At 65.2% G+C, this 17,258-nt stretch carries 18 protein-coding genes and 1 pseudogene; 7 read left to right on the top strand and 12 right to left on the bottom strand.

All coding sequences use genetic code 11. The annotated features are described in order from the left end of the window. Window positions 1–374: 374 nt before the first annotated feature. The 5 genes and pseudogenes from ACSQ9I_RS40565 to ACSQ9I_RS40545 all read right to left on the bottom strand — a co-directional run bounded on the left by ACSQ9I_RS40565 (window position 375) and on the right by ACSQ9I_RS40545 (window position 5,573). A complete protein-coding gene (locus ACSQ9I_RS40565) occupies window positions 375–725 on the bottom strand; it encodes a hypothetical protein (protein ID WP_436317488.1) in 351 nt (116 codons plus the stop codon). 718 nt (window positions 726–1,443) lie between these two features. Continuing rightward, a pseudogene (locus ACSQ9I_RS40560) lies at window positions 1,444–1,968 on the bottom strand (efflux RND transporter permease subunit); the annotation flags it as partial. Between the two features lie 110 nt (window positions 1,969–2,078). Further along, a complete protein-coding gene (locus ACSQ9I_RS40555) occupies window positions 2,079–3,584 on the bottom strand; it encodes a tripartite tricarboxylate transporter permease (RefSeq protein WP_436317487.1) in 1,506 nt (501 codons plus the stop codon). Continuing rightward, the gene (locus ACSQ9I_RS40550; RefSeq protein WP_436317486.1) at window positions 3,584–4,006 is read right to left on the bottom strand and encodes a tripartite tricarboxylate transporter TctB family protein; all 423 of its coding nucleotides are present in this window, start codon (window positions 4,004–4,006) and stop codon (window positions 3,584–3,586) included. The genes ACSQ9I_RS40555 and ACSQ9I_RS40550 overlap by 1 nt, the downstream gene beginning before the upstream one ends. Before the next feature lie 688 nt (window positions 4,007–4,694). Then, complete coding sequence (locus ACSQ9I_RS40545; RefSeq protein WP_436317485.1) at window positions 4,695–5,573, bottom strand: phosphodiester glycosidase family protein; 879 nt, start codon at window positions 5,571–5,573, stop codon at window positions 4,695–4,697. A 68-nt stretch (window positions 5,574–5,641) separates the two neighbouring features. On the opposite strand from ACSQ9I_RS40545, the gene ACSQ9I_RS40540 reads away from it, so the two are divergent. The 5 genes from ACSQ9I_RS40540 to ACSQ9I_RS40520 all read left to right on the top strand — a co-directional run bounded on the left by ACSQ9I_RS40540 (window position 5,642) and on the right by ACSQ9I_RS40520 (window position 10,336). Then, window positions 5,642–5,794 carry a hypothetical protein gene (locus ACSQ9I_RS40540; RefSeq protein ID WP_436317484.1) on the top strand — a complete coding sequence of 51 codons (153 nt, stop codon included), beginning with the start codon at window positions 5,642–5,644 and terminating at the stop codon, window positions 5,792–5,794. A 1,096-nt stretch (window positions 5,795–6,890) separates the two neighbouring features. Beyond that, window positions 6,891–7,829, top strand: a complete 939-nt coding sequence (locus ACSQ9I_RS40535) for an alpha/beta hydrolase (RefSeq protein WP_436317483.1) — start codon at window positions 6,891–6,893, stop codon at window positions 7,827–7,829. 40 nt (window positions 7,830–7,869) lie between these two features. Further along, window positions 7,870–8,145, top strand: a complete 276-nt coding sequence (locus ACSQ9I_RS40530; RefSeq protein WP_436317482.1) for an acyl carrier protein — start codon at window positions 7,870–7,872, stop codon at window positions 8,143–8,145. Next, window positions 8,142–9,425, top strand: coding sequence for a beta-ketoacyl-[acyl-carrier-protein] synthase family protein (locus tag ACSQ9I_RS40525; RefSeq protein ID WP_436317481.1), 1,284 nt, complete (start codon window positions 8,142–8,144; stop codon window positions 9,423–9,425). The genes ACSQ9I_RS40530 and ACSQ9I_RS40525 overlap by 4 nt, the downstream gene beginning before the upstream one ends. A 206-nt stretch (window positions 9,426–9,631) precedes the next feature. Next, window positions 9,632–10,336: an MlaA family lipoprotein gene (locus ACSQ9I_RS40520; RefSeq protein ID WP_436317480.1), complete on the top strand. Its 705-nt coding sequence runs from the start codon at window positions 9,632–9,634 to the stop codon at window positions 10,334–10,336. A gap of 12 nt (window positions 10,337–10,348) precedes the next feature. Here the strand turns inward: ACSQ9I_RS40520 and ACSQ9I_RS40515 are convergent, their stop codons facing one another. From ACSQ9I_RS40515 to ACSQ9I_RS40485, 7 genes are all read right to left on the bottom strand, one after another. Further along, the gene (locus tag ACSQ9I_RS40515; RefSeq protein ID WP_436317479.1) at window positions 10,349–10,489 is read right to left on the bottom strand and encodes a hypothetical protein; all 141 of its coding nucleotides are present in this window, start codon (window positions 10,487–10,489) and stop codon (window positions 10,349–10,351) included. Window positions 10,490–10,500: 11 nt separating this feature from the next. Continuing rightward, the gene (locus ACSQ9I_RS40510; RefSeq protein WP_436317478.1) at window positions 10,501–11,733 is read right to left on the bottom strand and encodes an O-antigen ligase family protein; all 1,233 of its coding nucleotides are present in this window, start codon (window positions 11,731–11,733) and stop codon (window positions 10,501–10,503) included. Beyond that, window positions 11,726–12,571, bottom strand: coding sequence for a ChbG/HpnK family deacetylase (locus ACSQ9I_RS40505; protein WP_436317477.1), 846 nt, complete (start codon window positions 12,569–12,571; stop codon window positions 11,726–11,728). Before ACSQ9I_RS40505 ends, ACSQ9I_RS40510 begins: the two co-directional genes overlap by 8 nt. Continuing rightward, window positions 12,568–14,127 carry a glycosyltransferase family 39 protein gene (locus ACSQ9I_RS40500; RefSeq protein WP_436317476.1) on the bottom strand — a complete coding sequence of 520 codons (1,560 nt, stop codon included), beginning with the start codon at window positions 14,125–14,127 and terminating at the stop codon, window positions 12,568–12,570. The genes ACSQ9I_RS40505 and ACSQ9I_RS40500 overlap by 4 nt, the downstream gene beginning before the upstream one ends. Further along, complete coding sequence (locus ACSQ9I_RS40495) at window positions 14,124–15,170, bottom strand: glycosyltransferase family 2 protein (protein ID WP_436317475.1); 1,047 nt, start codon at window positions 15,168–15,170, stop codon at window positions 14,124–14,126. Before ACSQ9I_RS40495 ends, ACSQ9I_RS40500 begins: the two co-directional genes overlap by 4 nt. Window positions 15,171–15,183: 13 nt before the next feature. Continuing rightward, a complete protein-coding gene (locus ACSQ9I_RS40490) occupies window positions 15,184–15,777 on the bottom strand; it encodes a phosphatase PAP2 family protein (RefSeq protein WP_436317474.1) in 594 nt (197 codons plus the stop codon). Window positions 15,778–15,856: 79 nt separating this feature from the next. Beyond that, entirely contained in the window at window positions 15,857–16,243 is a 387-nt protein-coding gene (locus tag ACSQ9I_RS40485; RefSeq protein ID WP_436317473.1) for a hypothetical protein, read from the bottom strand. Between the two features lie 339 nt (window positions 16,244–16,582). Here ACSQ9I_RS40485 and ACSQ9I_RS40480 point away from each other — a divergent pair, with 339 nt between their 5' ends. Together ACSQ9I_RS40480 and ACSQ9I_RS40475 are read left to right on the top strand one after the other, a co-directional pair. Then, window positions 16,583–16,936 carry a hypothetical protein gene (locus ACSQ9I_RS40480; protein WP_436317472.1) on the top strand — a complete coding sequence of 118 codons (354 nt, stop codon included), beginning with the start codon at window positions 16,583–16,585 and terminating at the stop codon, window positions 16,934–16,936. A gap of 21 nt (window positions 16,937–16,957) precedes the next feature. Beyond that, the gene (locus tag ACSQ9I_RS40475; protein ID WP_436317471.1) at window positions 16,958–17,182 is read left to right on the top strand and encodes a hypothetical protein; all 225 of its coding nucleotides are present in this window, start codon (window positions 16,958–16,960) and stop codon (window positions 17,180–17,182) included. The last annotated feature ends 76 nt before the right edge of the window (window positions 17,183–17,258 follow it).

Genomic DNA, 17,258 nt, shown 5'->3' with positions numbered 1-17,258 from the left:
CGGTCTGTTTGGCTTCTGAGAGAAAAGTCTTTGTCGAAACAGCGGCTGCCTCGCGCAACCGTTGGCCGGCCGCTTCGGAGCAAGACCATTAGGCCGCTTTGGGGCCCGAAGCCGATGTCGAAGGTGCCGCCTTGAATGACCGCAACCGCTGCGAAGCAGGCTGTCGCGCGCCATCATTTCACGGGCAACTGCCCTCCCCCCATACTGCATTGCCAGCTCATCACGCTGGTGCGCCGCAGCCCCGCACCACCGGTCATCTCGTAATGGGCGGGCATGCTCACGGTGACCGTGGGCGGTGGTGGCGGTGGCAGCGCGGCCTGCACCCGCACCTCCCAGCCGAGCTGCCGCGCCCCTGCCCCAACGCCCTGCGCGGCTTAGAACGCGTTAAACACCGCCGAGTTGGCCGCAGCCTGCCCCTGAGCGCTTTCGAGGGCGCGGATCACGCCGCGCAGGCGCTCGCACTCGCGCTCGAGCGAGGCGACCCAGGCGCGGGCGTGCTGCGCTTCGTTGAAAGCCTGGGCATGCAGGGCCGCCATGCCCCAGCGGCTCTCGAACCACAGCGCCAGATAGACGGCGCGGGGTGCATTCCCGCTGGCCTGGTAGCGCTGCAGGGTACGCAGGCTCACGCCCAGGTGCCGGGCGATGTTCTTGCGCGATTCCATCTGGTCGGCCAGCAGAGAGGCCAGGGGCGGCAGCCGTGCAAACGAGGGCGCGAGGAATGGCATGGAAAAACTCCTGCGAAAGGCGAGACGGCGGTGTGCCGGCTCTGCCAGGCCATGTCAGTTTGTCGCGGTGCGGTGGCGCCCTCTTCTCCCCTCTTCTCCCCCCTGCGCGGGCTTTCAGGGGGCGAGAGAATGAAATCAACATAACAAGCGCTTGCCCGGCTTGTGTACTCAACCTGGGCTCCAATGGCTCACCATGACAGAACGCTTATTGGGCCATGAACACTTAAGACGTACTCTCAACGGCACGCTAAGCAAAGCTTGCCTCATGCTTCGAAGGTGGAAGAACGTCCTCGGAACCCTAGTCCGAGTTCTTGAAAACGAACTCCTGGACGGCAACAACATCGTTTGGCTGATTGGCGCACTTGTACTGCGCCGCGGCCTTTTTCACCGCTGCGTGAAATACCTTCGGCCCCGAGATGATCGTCACCTTGCGCACGGTGCCGTCATGCACCAGCAATTGCGCCTTCACGACCCCGTCGACGCCATCCCGAAGTGCTGCCGCAGGCATTTCTGGCCTGACCTGCGTTGGACATGCCACGCCTATTTCCGCGCGGCCCGGAGCCGCCGGCGACGCAACGGGCGCTGCAGGAACTGGAAGTGTGGCAGCGGGAGGCGCTGGCTCTGGCGCGGGAGAAAGCACTGGCGCAGCCTCGATCGCTGGTACGGCGGGAGCCGGGGTTGGTGAGGAGGACGGACGTGGCGGGGACGGCGAAAGCGCGGCCTTGGAGATCGTGAGTGAGGCCTTGCGGGTGGCCTCGCGCGCGGACAGCCCTTCTTCCGCCATGACGCGCTCGACGTTTTCCAGCACCACGATGGCATCGTCCACCAACAGGCCGATCGCCAGCACCAGTCCGAACATGGACGGCGTATTGATCGTGAAGCCGAGTGCAGCCATTACACCGAAGGTGCCCAGCAAGACTACCGGCACCGCGATGGTGGGGATGATCGTGGCGCGGATGTTCTGCAGGAACAGCAACATCACCAGGAAGACGAGCGCGATGCCCTCAAGCAAGGTCTTGACCACTTCGGTGATCGAGGCCTTGATGAAGGGTGTCGAGTCGTTCGGATACACGACCTTCAGTCCAGGCGGAAAATACGTCGACAACTCCGCGATGCGGGCTCGCACCGCAGTGGCGGTCGCCAGCGCGTTCGCGCCGGTTGCCAGCTGAATGGCGAAAAGGAGCTCGGCATCGTGCTGGAAGAGGCGTCGATACGCCCGGCGATTCGACAACAGAGCGCTGATCTAGCGAAAAAGCCACGCACCGCACGCTGCGGATCTTCCGATCGATCCCGCCTGAGCGCCCGGTTTTGAGCCTTGCTCGCTCAGGTCGAAGCGCGGAATCCTTCGACGCACTACGCAACCGGCTGCTGAAGGGCATTCCTCTTCCGAGCCTGAAAGACGAACGCAAGCACCTGCCACGTGATGAAGACGGCGATCAAGGCAAGCAAGGTGCCGCTGATGGGCCGGGTGAAGAACATGGTGAAGCTCCCACGGCTCAGGAGCAGCGAGCGGCGGAAGTTCTCTTCCAGCATGGGGCCGAGGATGAAGCCGAGCATCAGCGGGGCGGCATCCAGTTCCAGCCGCATGAACATGTAGCCGACGAAGCCGAACGCAGCGGTGATGAAGATGTCTTCCATGCTGTTGTTCACGCTGTAGGTGCCGATGCAGCAGAAGAACAGGATCGACGGGAACAGCACGCTGTACGGGATCTTGAACACCGACAGCCAATAGCGTACCAGCGGCACGTTCAGCACGAGCAGGAAGACGTTGCCCACCCACATGCTGGCCACCAGCCCCCAGAACAGGTCGGGGTGGCTGGCGATCATGTTCGGCCCCGGCTGGATGCCCTTGATGACGAAGGCGGCCAGCATCAGCGCCATCACGGGGTTCTCGGGGATGCCGATGCTCATCAGCGGGATGAAGCTGGTGCGTGCCGCCGCTTCGTCGGCCGCGGCCTGGCCGGCCACGCCCTCGATGCAGCCGGTGCCGATCTCATGCTTGTACTTGCTGACCTTCTTGTCGATCGCGTATGCGGCGAACTGGGCAATGGTGGGGCCGCCGCCGGGCAGGATGCCCAGGAAGGAGCCGATCGCGCCGCCGCGCAGGGCGCTGGGGATGATCCGCTTGAACTCTTCCCACGTCGGGATCAGGTGGATCTTTCCGTTGAAGGGCGAGCGCTCCTCGCGGGCGTCGAGGTTCTTCGTGATCTCGGCGATGCCGAAGCAGCCGAGCGCGATGCTCACGATGCCGACGCCGTCCATCAGGAAGGGCAGGTCCATGGTGAAGCGCGCGGTGCCGCTGTTCACGTCGGTGCCGATCTGGCCCAGCAGCACGCCGATCAGGCACATGGCAAGGCCATTGAGCAGGCTGCCCGTGGTGACGAAGCTCACGCACACGAAGCCGACCAGCATCATGGCGCAGTAGTCGGCCGGGCCGAACAGGAAGGCCACTTCGCCCAGCATGGGTGCCATCCACGCGAGCACCACGATGGCGATCGTGCCGCCGATGAAGCTGGAGACGCCGGCGGTGAACAGGGCCAGGCCGGTCTTGCCCTTGAGCGTCATCGCGTAGCCGTCGATGCAGGCCACGATGCTGCTGGCGTGCGGGATCTTCATCGTGATGGCACTCACGCTGTCGCCGTACTGCGCGCCGTAGTAGATGCCGGCGAGCATGATGAGCGCGCCGCCCGTGGGAATGGAATAGGTCAGGGGCAGCAGCAGGCTGATGGTGGCCAGCGGGCCCAGGCCGGGCAGCAGGCCGACGAGCGTGCCCACGGTGCAGCCGAGGGCGCAGAACATCAGGTTCTGCAGGGTCAGGGCGTGCGAGAAGCCGAACGCCAGGTTGTGCAGGACGTCCATCAGTAGAGCGGCAGGTTCAGGCCGAGCAGTTTCTGGAGGACCAGGGCCATGGCGACCAGGCCGGCGGCAATCTTGACGTTGCGCCACCACGAATAGGAGGTGCCGGCCAAAGTGGAGAAGAAGACCATGAAGACGATGCCCGCGATCATGTTCACGTAGATCGAGATCACCGCGAGCCCGCAGAGGCTGGTGAGGATGATGGCGATGTTCTTGAGGTTCAGGTCCAGCTGCACGCGTTCGACAAAGCGCGAACGGATCACGGTCGCCAGGCCGATCAGCAGCAGCAGGAAACTCACCAGGGCAGGGAAGAGGCCCGGCCCCGCGCGGCTGAAATCGCCGATGGGGTAGCGCAGGGACTGGAGCCCGAAGGCCAGCGAGATCGCGATGAGGAAGAGCCCTCGGGCGAGGTTTCGGTCAATCATGGGTGTTTGTCTCCGGTGTGTGGCAATTGCCGACCGGAGCGAATGTCCTGCCCTGCGACTGATCGGAATCTGACCAGTCCGTGAGGGAAACTACGTATCGAGGCTTTCCACCCCTCCACTTGAACGCGGCATACGCCGCCCAGACATTGAGGATGGTCGAGCGTGCCGCTGCAAGTAGGCCGGAGCTGGAAGAGGCCGCCCGTCAGCACCGGGGCGACACGTGGCCGGATTACCCGCGATGTGACCTTTCCGTTGGCCCGCTACGGGTCTGCTCACTTTTGCCGCCGACTTCATGAGCAGCAACAACCGCATCGAAGGCACGGTGAGCGAGACGCGCGAACGTTCCGCCTCGCTGGCCGGCGAAGACTGTAGCCTATGGGGTGAGACCGGCGGCGGGGCAAACAATGCCTGCACCACGGCGATCGCAGTGATTCGCCTGGAGCGGGTGCAAGTGGCTAAGGGGACCGGGCGAGAATCGCCTGAACCGACCGTGGGCCATCTCATGCGTGATGGTGGGCGGCGTATCGGCATTGGGCTTGCGCCAGTTGCGGCCATCCCGAATATCGAAGTCGGTGAACCCGAAGACTTGCCGAGGCCTCGTGACTGTTTGAGGATTCGCCAAGGCTCGTCTGCCCATTTCTCGCTTTGCGCCCGGCTCCGGAGGGCGGAACTGAGGTTGCCGGCCGGTTCAAGGCCTGGCAGGCATCGTTGCGCCGATCATCGGCGCAAAATTCGGCCCAAAATTGTTGTTGCCAAAGGGGTAGAGCTGAGAAATCGATCCATCCAGATAGAGGGCATCGCGACAACCTATTCTTCCGCGCAGCTGTTGGGCGAAGTCATGGAAGTTGATGGGGGCGCGGCTTCTCGCGAGCACGATCTCGGTGCTGGTTATCACGCACACTGCGTTGCGCACCACGCGGTTTTCCGAGCCCGGCGTGAACAAGGGATTGATCTGGGTATCCCGCAACAGGATCGGGCCGGATTGGGTGGCGTATCGGATCGTCGACAGCTGCTTCTCTGTATCTGCAGAGATTTCATCGGTCGTCAGAATTTTTGCTTCATTGTCCGACAGCAAGAAGGCGCCATTCGGCTGCAAATAGAAGTTGCCGTAGGCCTGCTTGCGGACATTGAGCTTGCGCCGCACTTGGCCGGCTTCGACATACAAGCCAATCGGCCGTAAGTCCTCCCCGTAGATGCCTGCATTGGTGGCGCAGACCAGCGTTTCGCCGCGCGTTGCCAGCCAGGCGCTGAGTCGGTCAAAACTGCCAAACACCAAGCCATTGGGATCGCGCCAAAAGGTACGAACATGATCCCGGCCTAATTTCAGATGGCACGCGTCGATGGCTAGACCATCGGTCCCGTAAGTTGCCAGCTCGGCCGCCGCGGCACCACGCCAGACGAGCAAGGTGCAGCACACACACATCAGCAATCGCAGGGGTTGTATCGGCATGAAATCAGTCAATGGGTATGGCGCAAGCTCTGATAGAAAAATCTGCTCTGGGTCAGTTTGATCGATGTGCCAAGGAGGTGTGCCGATGCACACGTGTTTGCAGAGAAGGGGCGTCAAGGTGCGCCGAATGCCCTGTCAGTGCCCTCCCGTTTGTGTGCCCATAAAGCGAGCGGCGGCATGGCGCCATGTCCTCGCTGCCATGCGTGGTCGGCAAGGCCAGACAAGCAGCAGCGATCGCGAACCGTGCGTTGCCGACCCTGTACCGCACAAACCCGCGCGAACTGTCCGGTGCCGCCGAAATCGAAGGCGGCAACATTTGGTGGCTCTGCATGGGGTGATCATCAAATGCTGGCTCCACCATTGTCGAGTGCATTGCCTTGCGGCACCTGACCATGCGCGCACGGCATCCGTGGGAACTTTGAAAGAGAATAAGAGCCGAAGTGGTCAGCGCCTATGAACGACACCGTCAGTACCAGATTGCGCCCATGCACCTGAACACGAGTTCGGTCCGCACTCCAGAGGCCCGATCAGCGGCGCTTCAGGCCATCGAGCGTCCGCTCGGATCGGGAAAGTGAATCGTCAGGCATGCGCCCCCGAACCGAGCGACACTTCCGCGCCGTGCAAGGCTGCGATCTCCTTCACGACTGTCCCTTGACCATGATCGACGTCACGCTCGACACCAGCCCGAGCTCGATCTTCTCCTCGAAGGCCGCGTCGTGGCCGCGAATTGGCGCTCGTGCTCCAGCATCGCCCGCACCCGCTGGAGGAGGTCATTCAGCGCGGAGGCGAACAGCACAGTCCTTTGCGGACGTCGTCGATTGGAATCGGGTACAGCGACGCATGCGACCGCTCGTTCCATCGCGCCGCGATCGGATCGCCACCCCGGAATCCGCAAGCTTGCGGCGCAGCCGGGAGACGAAGACCTCTACGGCGCGCTGTCGCTGACCTCGAGGTTGTGCTCCGTCAACGCATTGATCAGTACCCGCTTGGGCACCAGCCGAGAGGGCCGTTGGATCAAGAGAAAGAACCAGCACCTCGAATTCGCACGGCAGCAGTTTCAGCGGCTGGCCATGCAGGAAGGCGCGTCCTTCGTCTTCCCCTGGAAGTAGTGCTGGGGCCGCGCAGGATCATATCGATCCGACGTTCTCTGCATCGGAGCCGACTGCTTTGGTCACCTGCAGTTTGGTAGGACCGGCGAGCGCAGAGGGTACTGCATTCTCAAAGTATTGGACGCAGCGATGCTCCTGGTTGATTGCTGGGACCGACATGCACGGTGATTTCTTGAGCGAGAGGACAGAGAGCTGCGCCCCAGCGCTCGCTCTTACAGTGAAGGACGAACCTGACGGGAATGGTCAGGGTTCGCGAGCGCATTGAATTTATGATTGTTCGGATGCTGGCCCTTCGCGCTCATCAACTAGTCGCAAGACATTGCGCATGGGCGGTGCCTCGCGGGCATTCTCGTGTTCGGGTTGCAGCCTTTCCTGTTCATACATTTTCGTCAAGGTTGCCGGGACGCCTCGCGGACAACACCCGATGAGCGTGCGGGATTCCTTCGCTGAATTGCACTTGTGCCATCCGGCCACTCGGCGCACGGCCGTGGTCCTCTTGCACGGACTATGCAGCACGCCCGACGAATTGCGTCCGGTCGAGTCCTCGCTGCGCGGTCGCGGCTACACGGTGCGGCCCTTGGTGATCGAGGGCTACTCCTTCGACGTACAAGCCAAGGTTCAGCGCGCAGCGCCCTGGGTCGAATGGATCGACCTCATCGAGTGCGAGGTCGATGCGCTTCGCACCACACACGACCGCGTGTTGCTCGTCGGCATCTCCGCCGGCGCGTCGCTCGCACTTGGAGCTGCGATCCGCTGCGGCGACCGCATCGACGGCATGGTGCTGATGTCGACCACGCTGCGCTTCGACGGGTGGTCGATCCCGCGGCGGCACTTCTTGCTGCCGCTTGCACTCTACACGCCGCTCGGCCGCTTCTGGCGTTACCGCGAGCGAGCGCCCTATGGCGTCAAGAACGAACGGGTACGTGCATGGATTGAGCGTGAGTTGCGCACGCGCCGCATCTCGAGTGCGGGCAGCTCTGTGATCGGGATTGACCATCTGCGCGAGCACGCGCGGCTCATCCGACATGTGCGTGGCCAGCTCGACAGCGTGACCTGTCGGCAGGTGCTGGCGCTGCACGCGCGCGACGACGAGATTGCGAGCGTAGCCAACCTCGACATCCTCGCACGCGGCCTGCGCTGTTCAACGTTGCGCTTCGTTGTGCTGGGCAACAGTTTTCACATGATCACTATCGACAACGACCGCCAACAGGTGGTTCAAGAAACCGTCAACTTCGCCGCTTCCTTCGCTCACGGCACCGTATGAATGCGCGGAACGCCTTCACTCTTCCAATGAGACTGTATCCATGAGTTCCACGACCTTCGACAACATCGCAAGGATCCTAGTGACCGATTTTCATCTCGAGCCCGCGCTCGTGCGTCCCGAAGCCGCTCTGATCGAGCTCGGCCTCGACTCGCTCGCGCTCATGGAGTTCGTATTCGCGGTGGAGGATGCGTGCCACCTACGCATTCCCGAAGAACTGCTCGATCCGCGCGAGGCAGGCATCACGCTGCAACGCTTGTGCGAGGTGATCGAGCAGTTGGTGGCCACACCGGCGGGCACTGTTCCCGGCCATCCATGAGGGCAGACGATGCAAGCGCCGGCGTCCGGGCTGGCCAGCGAAGCAACCCGGGGACACATGCCGCGCCGGTTGCCGTGACGGGCATCGGCTTTCTCACGCCGCTGGGTCGAACGGTGGAGGCTTTCGACGACGCGTTATTCGAAGGCCGCTCTGCCGTGCGGTCGGAAGCGCTGGTGCTCAAGGGGATCGACCCCATGCTGCTTGCGGTGGCGGCCTGCGACTTCGATTCCGCGAACGTGCGCAGCACGTCGCGCCTGCCGCTCGACCACGGTACCGCGATGGCCTTGACCGTTGCGCAGGAGGCGATCGCGCAAGCCGCAATCGCGACCGGCGCGCTCGACCCCGACCGGCTCGGCGTGTTCTGGGGCAGCGGCATTGGCGGCTGCGCCAGTTTCGACGCCACCGCCGCAATGCTCTACGGCGAGCATCGACGCTTACGCCCCACCACCGTCTTGACGGTGATGCCGAACGCGGCGGTGGCGGAGATCGCGTTGCACTTCGGCGCCCGAGGTTCGGCCATTGGCTATGCCTGCGCCTGCGCCTCGTCGGCCGTGGCGATCGGCGAAGCCATGCGTGCCATCCGGGGCGGGTGGCTGGACGTGGCCATCGTCGGCGGCCACGAAGCGATGCTAACGCCGGGGCTGATGGCCAGCTGGCATGCGATGCGCGTGCTGGCGCCGCCGCCGCAGGATGCAGCTTCGACGGCCTGCCGCCCGTTCTCCGGCGACCGAAGCGGCTTCGCACTCGGCGAAGGCGCAGCCGCGCTGGTTCTTGAATCCGAGTCCCATGCACGCGCACGCGGCGCGACGGTGTCCGCGACGCTGGCAGGCTACGCGACCAACTGCGATGGCAGCCACATCACGAATCCCAACCCGGACGGCCAGGCGCGTGCCATGCTCGCAGCCTTGCGCGATGCCGGCCTCGAGACCGGCCAGATCGGACACATCAACGCTCACGGTACCGCCACTTCAGCGGGTGACGCAGCCGAGGCGGCCTCGATTCGAGCCGTATTCGGACGCACGGTGCCCGTAAGCGCGACCAAGGCGATCCACGGCCACCTGATGGGCGGTGGAGGCGCGGTGGAACTCATCGCCGCGCTGCGATGCCTGGAGCGCCGGGCCTTGCCGCCAACTGCGAACCTCGTCGCACCCGATGCGGCTTTCGACCTTGACTTCGTCGTGGGGTCCGCACGTGAAGCCGGAGACCTGCACTATGTGCTGTCCAACTCCTTCGCCTTCGGCGGGACCAATGCGGTGCTGATCGCAGCGAGGACGCTGTAGTCCACGGCGACGCCCGGACGCCGCCCCAACCTTTCGGGCCGACGGCAGCGGTCGCCATTGATGCATACACCCCCCCACGACAGCCAGCGTCAGTAGCTGGTCAGTGGATTGCAACGATAAAGACCGCATGACCACAACACGGCGCCCAGCTTGATTCCTCTCCTACGCAGGCGAGTTGGTCGACGCACCAGCGTCGACCAACTCGTATGAAGTCACAGCGGCGTACCCTGGTTCTCGTTTGTGCTGTTCTCTCTGGATGCGCGCATTCGCCGAGAGATCCGTTCGAGCCATGGAATCGAGCCACCTTCGCGCTGAACGAAGCACTTGATGACGCCATCGTCCATCCTGTGGCAACGCACTACAGTCGAATCGTGCCCGAGCCCGTGCGCCGCGGCATCGCCAACATGAGCGCCAACCCGGGCGATGCGACGTCCGCCATCAATGGTCTCCTGCAGGGGCATTTGGACTATTTCCTGGACGACGTCACACGGTTCGGTGTCAACACCAGCATCGGCTTGCTGGGCTTCTTTGATGTGGCCTCTGAGATGTCGATCGAGAGCCACCATCTGAACTTCTCCCGCACGCTGCGGACCTGGGGTGTTCCCGCAGGACCGTACATCGTGCTTCCCTTGCTGGGCCCGTCGACACTTCGCTCCGTGGTCGCGTTGCCGCTTGACAGTCAGGGTTCGGTCGTGCGCTGGGTGCATGCGCCCGCCGCGCGGCTGGTCGTTGCAGGGCTCGACACCACGAGCCGGCGCGCTCAACTTCTGCCGCTGACCCGTATCGTTGACGACATGGCGCTGGACAAGTATTTGCTCGTGCGGGACGGCTTTCTGCAACGCGAAGGCGTGCCATCGGAGCCATCCGAAGAGCGCAGCGACACACCACAAAACACACCCACCGGCCCGTAGACATCTGCCCGCTCAGGTGCACATCTCACGCCGTTCCAGAGCCTCGGGCGCCTGCTGCGAGGAGGTCGGGGCGGCGTCGAGACCGGCACGCCAGTGCTCGAACGCGGCTTCGCGCTGCGCGAGTTCGGCCTGGTCATGCCAGCGCTGCAGCATCGCTCACAGTATTAGGCGAGCCGCCGCCACCACGGCAGCACCCTGCCCCAGGCGCTCTCCGGCGCCTGGACTAGGCGCAGGTAGAGGAAGGCGATCCAGGGCAAGCTGAGCCCGATCGCGGCGTCGCGCATCGCCGAATTGACGCTGGTGGCGACCAGGAGAATCAGCATCGCGACGAAGGCCAGCCGGCCCGCAACGTCATGCCGCCGCCACGCGAGGCGCAGACCGGCGAGCACGATGAAGAGCAGCGTCAGCAAGCCCGGAACGCCCGCCTGCGCACCCATCCACAGAAAGTCGTTGTGCGGCATGTTGTAGTCGTAGAGCAGCCTGGGGCCGCGCCGGTGCCACTCGGTGGTCCAGCCGCCGATGCCCCAGCCGCCCCATGGTTGGTCGAGCATCATGCGCGTCGTTTCGCGGTACATGTGGAAACGCACCACCCAGCTGCCCTCCGACACCACGCCGCCCTGCGCGGCCTCGATCTCCTGCACCCCCAGCCTGAACTTCTGCTGCACCGACGGCGCCTGCCACACGAGCGCACCGGCCATGGCACCGGCGACGCAGAGCGCCGCCGCCAGCACACGCATCCGGCCGCGCCACTGGTGCACGCAAGCGGCAATTACGGCCGCCAGCAGGCCCAGCAGCGAGGTGCGCGACGGCAGCGCCAGCGTCACGACCACGGCCATCGCGACGGTCAATGCAAACGCGGGACCGACCTTGAGCCAGCGCAGCCGTGCATCGCCCACCTGCGCCAGTCCCCATACCGCCGCGGACGCGCCGAGCAGCGCGAACAGCAAGGCATCGTTGATGGACTTGTTGCCCTTCATCACCGCGACGTTGTGCCAGAGGATCCAATCCGGCAAGCCCAGCGTGTGCGTCAAGACCAGCGCGAGCAGTGCGAAGAAGGCCGCGATCAGGAAGCCGCGCAGCGCCCAGACGGCCTCGTCGTCGGACAGGACGAGCGTGATCGCCATCGTGGTCGCGATGCGCAGGCCGTGCCAGAGGTTCGACGCGGTCTCCGGATAGTGCGGCCGCAGCGCGAACACCACGAGCGTCCATGCCACGTAGGCCGCGAGCGGCCAGCGAAGCGGATGCGCGCGCAGCCGTGCCATGCGTTCGTCCCCCTCGCCTGCGGCCATCAGCGCGGCGAGCACCATCGCGGCCCCGAGGTAGTTGGCGCCGACCGGCATGAAGACCACCAGCGCCCACAGGAAAACCGCGGCCTTGACGAGCTGCGCCCTATGCATGGACCGGGTCGGCGGCGCGCGACAAGTGCGAAAGAGGACGCAGGAACACGACCCCGGCCTCGGTCTCCATCGGAAAGGCGATCGCGCTCAGCACCGCGTATTCGTTGCGCCGCGCCGGGCCGGCGGGAATCCAAGGCGCATCGCCGAGCGAGGGATGGCACACCAGCACGTCGCCCGTGCGGCAACAGTTGATCCACTGCCGCAGCCGCCCGCGGTAGACGTCGGAAGTGCCCGTGAAATCGTAGATGCCGAGCAAGGCGCGGCTGGTCGGGATGCCTCGGCGCGCCGCGAGCTCGAGCAGCCTCGCGCCGCCGAGCGCGAAGACGATGTCGGCCTTCGTCTTCGCAAACCGTCGCGGTGCGGGCGGCGCCGTGCTGCGGACCCACGGCGCCGCGGTGCCGTAACGGCTCGCGATCTCCTCGGTCAGCACGTTGCTCACCATCGGCAGTTGATGGACATGCCGGTGCCCGTCCACGAAGGCCGGCGGTCGGCCGAGCCCGTCTTCGAAGCGCGCCAGCTGGTCCCTGATCTCAGCGCGCACGGCCGAAGGGCGAAGCAGGCGCAGATGGCTTCGAACAATCAATCCGCCCAGCCCAGGCTCGGACTGCCGGCCTTCTGGCGGAGGGCTCAGATCGAGATGGAGTCCGACCTCGATGCAGGACGGCTCGATGCCGCGCAGGCCGCGCAGGCCCACGACCCATGCATCGCGGCGAACCATGCAGGAGATGGCGGAAATCTTGTGTCGCCCCGCCAGTTCGAGCACAGCCGAGTTGATGCCCTCGGTCATGCCGAAGTCGTCGGCACAGACGCAAAGGTATCGAAGTGCATGTTCAGTCATTGCGGCGCGGCGGCTCCGGGTTCGTCAAGGCAGCGCCGGTCGCGCGTTGCGCTTCCGGCAAATCGCCACACGGCCGCCTCCCTGCTCACGGCGACCAGGCGGGCCTGCGCCAGCCATGGGTGGGCCAGCACGGCGTTGGACGGCCCGATCAGCCAGGTGGCGCGAGGCACGCACAGCGCATCATGAAGACGGAAGGTGTCGACCAGCAGCGTCGACCCCCGTTCGGGCTCGAAGCGGGCGGCGTCGTGGAGTTCCTTGCGCCAATCGTCGCGCCGCTCCACGACGGCCGGCGTCCAGTCCGTCGCAACCATGACCGGTTGTCGCAGTGCCCAGTTGAAGGGCAGTTCGTAGTAGTAGGCATCGAGCATCAGCACTTGGTCGCCCGGCGCCACGGCAACACCTGCGGGAAGGCGCAGGCGATGGCCGGGCTGCACGACATACACACCCACGAAGGCGATGGATGCCAGGCAAAGAAGGCCGGACAGCGCGGCCGTCCAGCCCAAGGGCCGCGACAGCGGGCCCGGGCCCTTCATCGCGGCCGGCACGGCCCGCGCGATCAGGTACGCCAACGGCGGCAAAGCGGGCAGCACATACCCGATCAGCTTGGAGCGCGGGATGGAAAAGAAGAGAACGATGCAGAGGCCCCAGATCAGCATGAGCCAGTCGACGTCGGACAGCGGCGCCCTGCCCTCCCGCGCACCGCGGCGCGCCAGCGCCAGCCAACCGATCCACGGCAGCGACAGCCCCGCGATCACCGGCAGGTAGAACCAGAACGGGTGCTCGTTGTTGAAGCCCGAGGCCGCGAAGCGCCTGAAATGCTGCGTCACCACGAAGTAGTCGAAGAAGGCCGGATAGCGCATCTGCATCGCCACGAACCAGGGGCCGGCGATCGCCAGGAACAAGGCCCACCCGGGCGGCCAGGCCATCAGGGCCCGGGTTCGGCGCGTTGCCACGCACCAGGCAAGGAAGACCGCGCCGGGCAGCACCATGCCGATCAGGCCCTTCGCGAGCACGCCGAGCGCCGCGAAGAAGAAGGCGCCGGCCAGCGCCGCGCGCCATGCCCCGCCCTGCGCCTTCGACAGGCTCGCATGCGCCGCCAGCAGCACAGTGGCGCTGATGCAGCCCGCCACCAGCATGTCGAGGTTGGCGAACTGCGCTGCGACATAGAAGAAGGGCATCGTGACCAGCACCAGCACGGAAAGCTTCGCGCTCGCCGCATCCGCCCAGCGGCGCAGGAACAGCAGCAGGCCGAGCGCCGCGACGGCCGCGCCGAGGATCGAAGGCAGCCGTGCCGGCCATTCGGAGGGGCCCAGCACCGCCATCGCCGCGGCGCCGATCCAGTAGAAGAGCGGCGGCTTGTGAAAGAAGGGTAAGCCGTCGAGCCGCGGCACCAGCCAGTCGCCGCTGCGCAGCATCTCGAAAGCCACGCCTGCGTAGCGCCCTTCGTCGGGCGCCATCAACGGCCGGAACCCGGCCGTGACCGCCAACCACAGGACGAAGGCCGCGAGGCCGGCAGCGGCGTGCAGAATGGCCCTGGAGTCACGGGACAGCCTCATGACTGCTGCCCGTCCAGGCCGTGGCCCAGATCCTTCTTCACCACGTAGAGCGGCCGTCCCTTCACTTCCTCGAAGATGCGCGCGACGTATTCGCCGACGATGCCGGTCGAGATCATCTGGATGCCGATGAAGAACATCAGGCTCACCACGATCGTCGTCCAGCCCGAGACGGCATTGCCTATCAGCAGGTGTTCGACGACCAGGTAAATGCCGTAGGCGAAAGCCGGTACGGCCAGCATGAGACCGACCACGCTGACCACCCGCAGGGGCCAGGTGGTGAACGAGGTCAACCCGTCGACGGCAAGATTGAACAGGCGCATCGCGTTGAAGCTGCTCTCTCCCTGCCCCCGCGGGCCGGGCGTGTAGGGCAACGCGACCGCATTGAAACCGACCCAGGCATACAGACCTTTCATGAAGCGGGTGCGCTCCGGCAGGCTCAGCAAGGCGTCCACCACCTTGCGGTCCATCAGGCGGAAGTCTCCGGCGTCCCGGGGCAGTTCGAAGCGATGGGACGAATTCACCAGCTTGTAGAACAGGCTTGCGCCCCAGCGCTTGAGCCTGTGCTCGTCGCTGCGCTCCTGCCGCACCGTGTAGACCACGTCGGCGCCGCCCTGCCACCGGGCCAGCATGTCTGCAATCAGCGACGGCGAATGCTGCAAGTCGCCGTCGAGCACGACGACGGCGTCGCCGCAGGCCGCCTCCAGCCCGGCGGTGAGCGCGGCTTCCTTGCCGAAGTTGCGCGACAGGCTTATGCACCGGAAGCCCGGGAGCTGGCACCAACCCTCGGCCACCGCGACCGTGCCGTCGGTGCTGCCATCGTCGACCACGATGATTTCCCAGGCCAGATGCGTGGCCCACAAAGCCTCTTCGAGCCTCGCAAGCAGTTCGTTGAGATTGCCTGCCTCGTTGAAACAGGGGATCACGCAGGAGATGCTGCGACCCGTCGGGTCGCGCACCCGGCGCTCGCCGCGCGCGGTGATCTCGTCTTGCTGGGGACGCTCGATGTCGAGAATGTCCCCCGTCGTCTGCAAGGGAGTGTTCATGGCGCGTCTCCTCTCAGGCGAGCGGCTGGTCGGCCTCGGAGGCCGGCGCCCGCGTGTGCAGGTCGTCGCGCGCGATCCTCGGCGCGACATGGAGCCGCCAGAGCCGCTGGACCCCGACGAAGACGCCGGCCATCACGACGGCCAGCATGAGCCCGGCCACGATGTCGGCGGGGAAATGAACCCCGACGTAGACACGTGCCCAGCCGGTGATCGCGGCCACGGCCGCCACGCCGATGCCCAGGTCACGAAGCCGGGGACGCAGCAGAAACACCAGGGCGACCGTGAACATCACCGCGGCGTGCGCACTCGGCAGCGATCCGCGCGCGGCATGTGCGATGTAGGCGGGGCTCAAGCCCAGCATGAAGGGGCGCGGCAGATTTAGCGACGCGGCGATGGCGTGCGCGAGCACCGCAGCGATCGCCGCGAAGGCCAGTGCGGCCATCACGTAGCCGCGTTCCGAGGGCCGACGCCAGGCGGCCCAGGCCATGAGAGCCATGCCGGCCCAGGCCCCGCCGACTGCGATGGCCGACGCCAAGGGCAGAAGCCACGAACCGGGCCCGTAGCCCGCGGCCATCCATTGAAACAGAGCGAAATTCAGCGCCTTCATACGAGCCCCCGCAATCGGCGAAACAAGAAGCGGCTGTGCGGCGCACAGCCGAACGCACGACGCCGTGCGGCGTCGCCTCTCAGCTCGCGAGGGGAGGTGCGGTCTCGGGCGGCCTTCTCAGCCAGAGCGTGGTGGGCGGCGGCGCGCCGCTGGCATTCGGCACCGGTTCGGGAACGAGGCGCTGAACCGGTTTGACGACCGGGACCGTGGCCACCATCAAGGGCAGTAGCGAGAGCAGCCGCACGCTCAGGTTGTTGATGCCGTGCTGCAACGCATCCGGCAGGTCGATGGTCGCCGCCGAGGACACGAACAGCGTGGTTTCCCGGTCGGTCGGATGATTCGGGCGCGTGTCGGGTTCGGCTTGCGTCGACGCGCTCGCGCTGCGGATGCGGAATCCGGGCTCGTCCTCCCACCCGTCGTGGCGAAAGTGAACGGCGATGAAGGGCTGGATCGCAGCGAGTAGCACAGCGAGGAAGCACCATCCACGCAGCGTGTTGCAATGAAGTGGCGCAGGCGCGTGATCGGCATGGCGCCACTCTAGGGGGCATTTGTTAAAGCAAGCTGAACGCCGGAATCAGCCCTGCCATTTCCCCGCTGGCGGCGCACCGCAGGAGGCTCCACCTGGAGCGCATTGGTCCTTGGTCGAGCTCACCCTACACTTTTGCAGCCCGCCTTCTGCCGACAACGGCGTCGCACCTGCCGTGACGTTTAGCAACCTCCTTCACGTAGTGGACGTGCACCGGCTCGGCAGCACCCGCGTTGCTTGCAAGGAATGGGCGGCATTCGTCCTCCCTTTGGAACTTTCATGAACTTTGTTCTTGTCAAATGGGTTGCCGCCGGTACGGTCGCGGTTGGTGCACTCTTCGGTGCTGCCTCGGCCAGCGCAGGTGCGAGTTGGTCGGTCGGCATCAGCGCGCCTGGCATCGCTGTGGGCGTCGCCGAGCCCGGTCCCGTCTACTATGAACCCGCACCCGTCTATTCGCGTCCTGCCCCGGTCTACTATGAGCCGGCCCCGCCGGCCTATTACCGCCCGCCGCCACCGGTCTACCGACCGGCGCCGGTGTACTACGGCCCACCAGCAGTTGGCTACTACGGCCCCGGCGAGCGTTGGCGCCATCGCCACCATTCCCGTCGAGGCTGGGACGATAGAGACGATTGAAGCAAGCCGACGCGCTGGAAAATGGCGCAGTCTGACGTGGCCATGCTCATGGCCGGGCTGGTGAGTGATGGTGTCGAACGCGGCCATTCGCTTGCTCTATTGACTGAGATGCTGGACAGGCTACGCCCCACATTCGACGAGGCGGATTTTTGCATGCCTCTGGCGCTGTGCCTGCATGGAACAAACCTCAAAGGGTCGCTTGTTCCAAGTTCGGGTGGCACCGGCTCAGAACGCCGGTTCACTTGAGTTCAATGCTCATGGAGGTGCCTGCGTCAACACACTCGGCATTCGCATGCCGTGGCGCTGGCAACCATTCTTTTCA

This window comes from Variovorax sp. LjRoot84 (assembly GCF_964254305.1).
GTDB lineage: Bacteria > Pseudomonadota > Gammaproteobacteria > Burkholderiales > Burkholderiaceae_C > Variovorax.
The sequence above is the reverse complement of the archived record's forward strand: the minus strand, read 5'-3'. Positions and strand labels throughout refer to the sequence as shown.

Bases quoted from the DNA above. Each gene is read 5' to 3' on its own strand.
- ACSQ9I_RS40490 (WP_436317474.1), bottom strand. From the start codon at position 15,777: ATGAAGGCGCTGAATTTCGCTCTGTTTCAATGGATGGCCGCGGGCTAC.
- ACSQ9I_RS40530 (WP_436317482.1), top strand. From the start codon at position 7,870: ATGAGTTCCACGACCTTCGACAACATCGCAAGGATCCTAGTGACCGAT.
- ACSQ9I_RS40520 (WP_436317480.1), top strand. From the start codon at position 9,632: ATGAAGTCACAGCGGCGTACCCTGGTTCTCGTTTGTGCTGTTCTCTCT.
- ACSQ9I_RS40555 (WP_436317487.1), bottom strand. From the start codon at position 3,584: ATGGACGTCCTGCACAACCTGGCGTTCGGCTTCTCGCACGCCCTGACC.
- ACSQ9I_RS40540 (WP_436317484.1), top strand. From the start codon at position 5,642: ATGTCCTCGCTGCCATGCGTGGTCGGCAAGGCCAGACAAGCAGCAGCG.
- ACSQ9I_RS40495 (WP_436317475.1), bottom strand. From the start codon at position 15,170: ATGAACACTCCCTTGCAGACGACGGGGGACATTCTCGACATCGAGCGT.
- ACSQ9I_RS40505 (WP_436317477.1), bottom strand. From the start codon at position 12,571: ATGACTGAACATGCACTTCGATACCTTTGCGTCTGTGCCGACGACTTC.
- ACSQ9I_RS40565 (WP_436317488.1), bottom strand. From the start codon at position 725: ATGCCATTCCTCGCGCCCTCGTTTGCACGGCTGCCGCCCCTGGCCTCT.
- ACSQ9I_RS40500 (WP_436317476.1), bottom strand. From the start codon at position 14,127: ATGAGGCTGTCCCGTGACTCCAGGGCCATTCTGCACGCCGCTGCCGGC.
- ACSQ9I_RS40480 (WP_436317472.1), top strand. From the start codon at position 16,583: ATGAACTTTGTTCTTGTCAAATGGGTTGCCGCCGGTACGGTCGCGGTT.
- ACSQ9I_RS40550 (WP_436317486.1), bottom strand. From the start codon at position 4,006: ATGATTGACCGAAACCTCGCCCGAGGGCTCTTCCTCATCGCGATCTCG.
- ACSQ9I_RS40535 (WP_436317483.1), top strand. From the start codon at position 6,891: ATGGGCGGTGCCTCGCGGGCATTCTCGTGTTCGGGTTGCAGCCTTTCC.
- ACSQ9I_RS40510 (WP_436317478.1), bottom strand. From the start codon at position 11,733: ATGCATAGGGCGCAGCTCGTCAAGGCCGCGGTTTTCCTGTGGGCGCTG.
- ACSQ9I_RS40525 (WP_436317481.1), top strand. From the start codon at position 8,142: ATGAGGGCAGACGATGCAAGCGCCGGCGTCCGGGCTGGCCAGCGAAGC.
- ACSQ9I_RS40475 (WP_436317471.1), top strand. From the start codon at position 16,958: ATGGCGCAGTCTGACGTGGCCATGCTCATGGCCGGGCTGGTGAGTGAT.
- ACSQ9I_RS40515 (WP_436317479.1), bottom strand. From the start codon at position 10,489: ATGCTGCAGCGCTGGCATGACCAGGCCGAACTCGCGCAGCGCGAAGCC.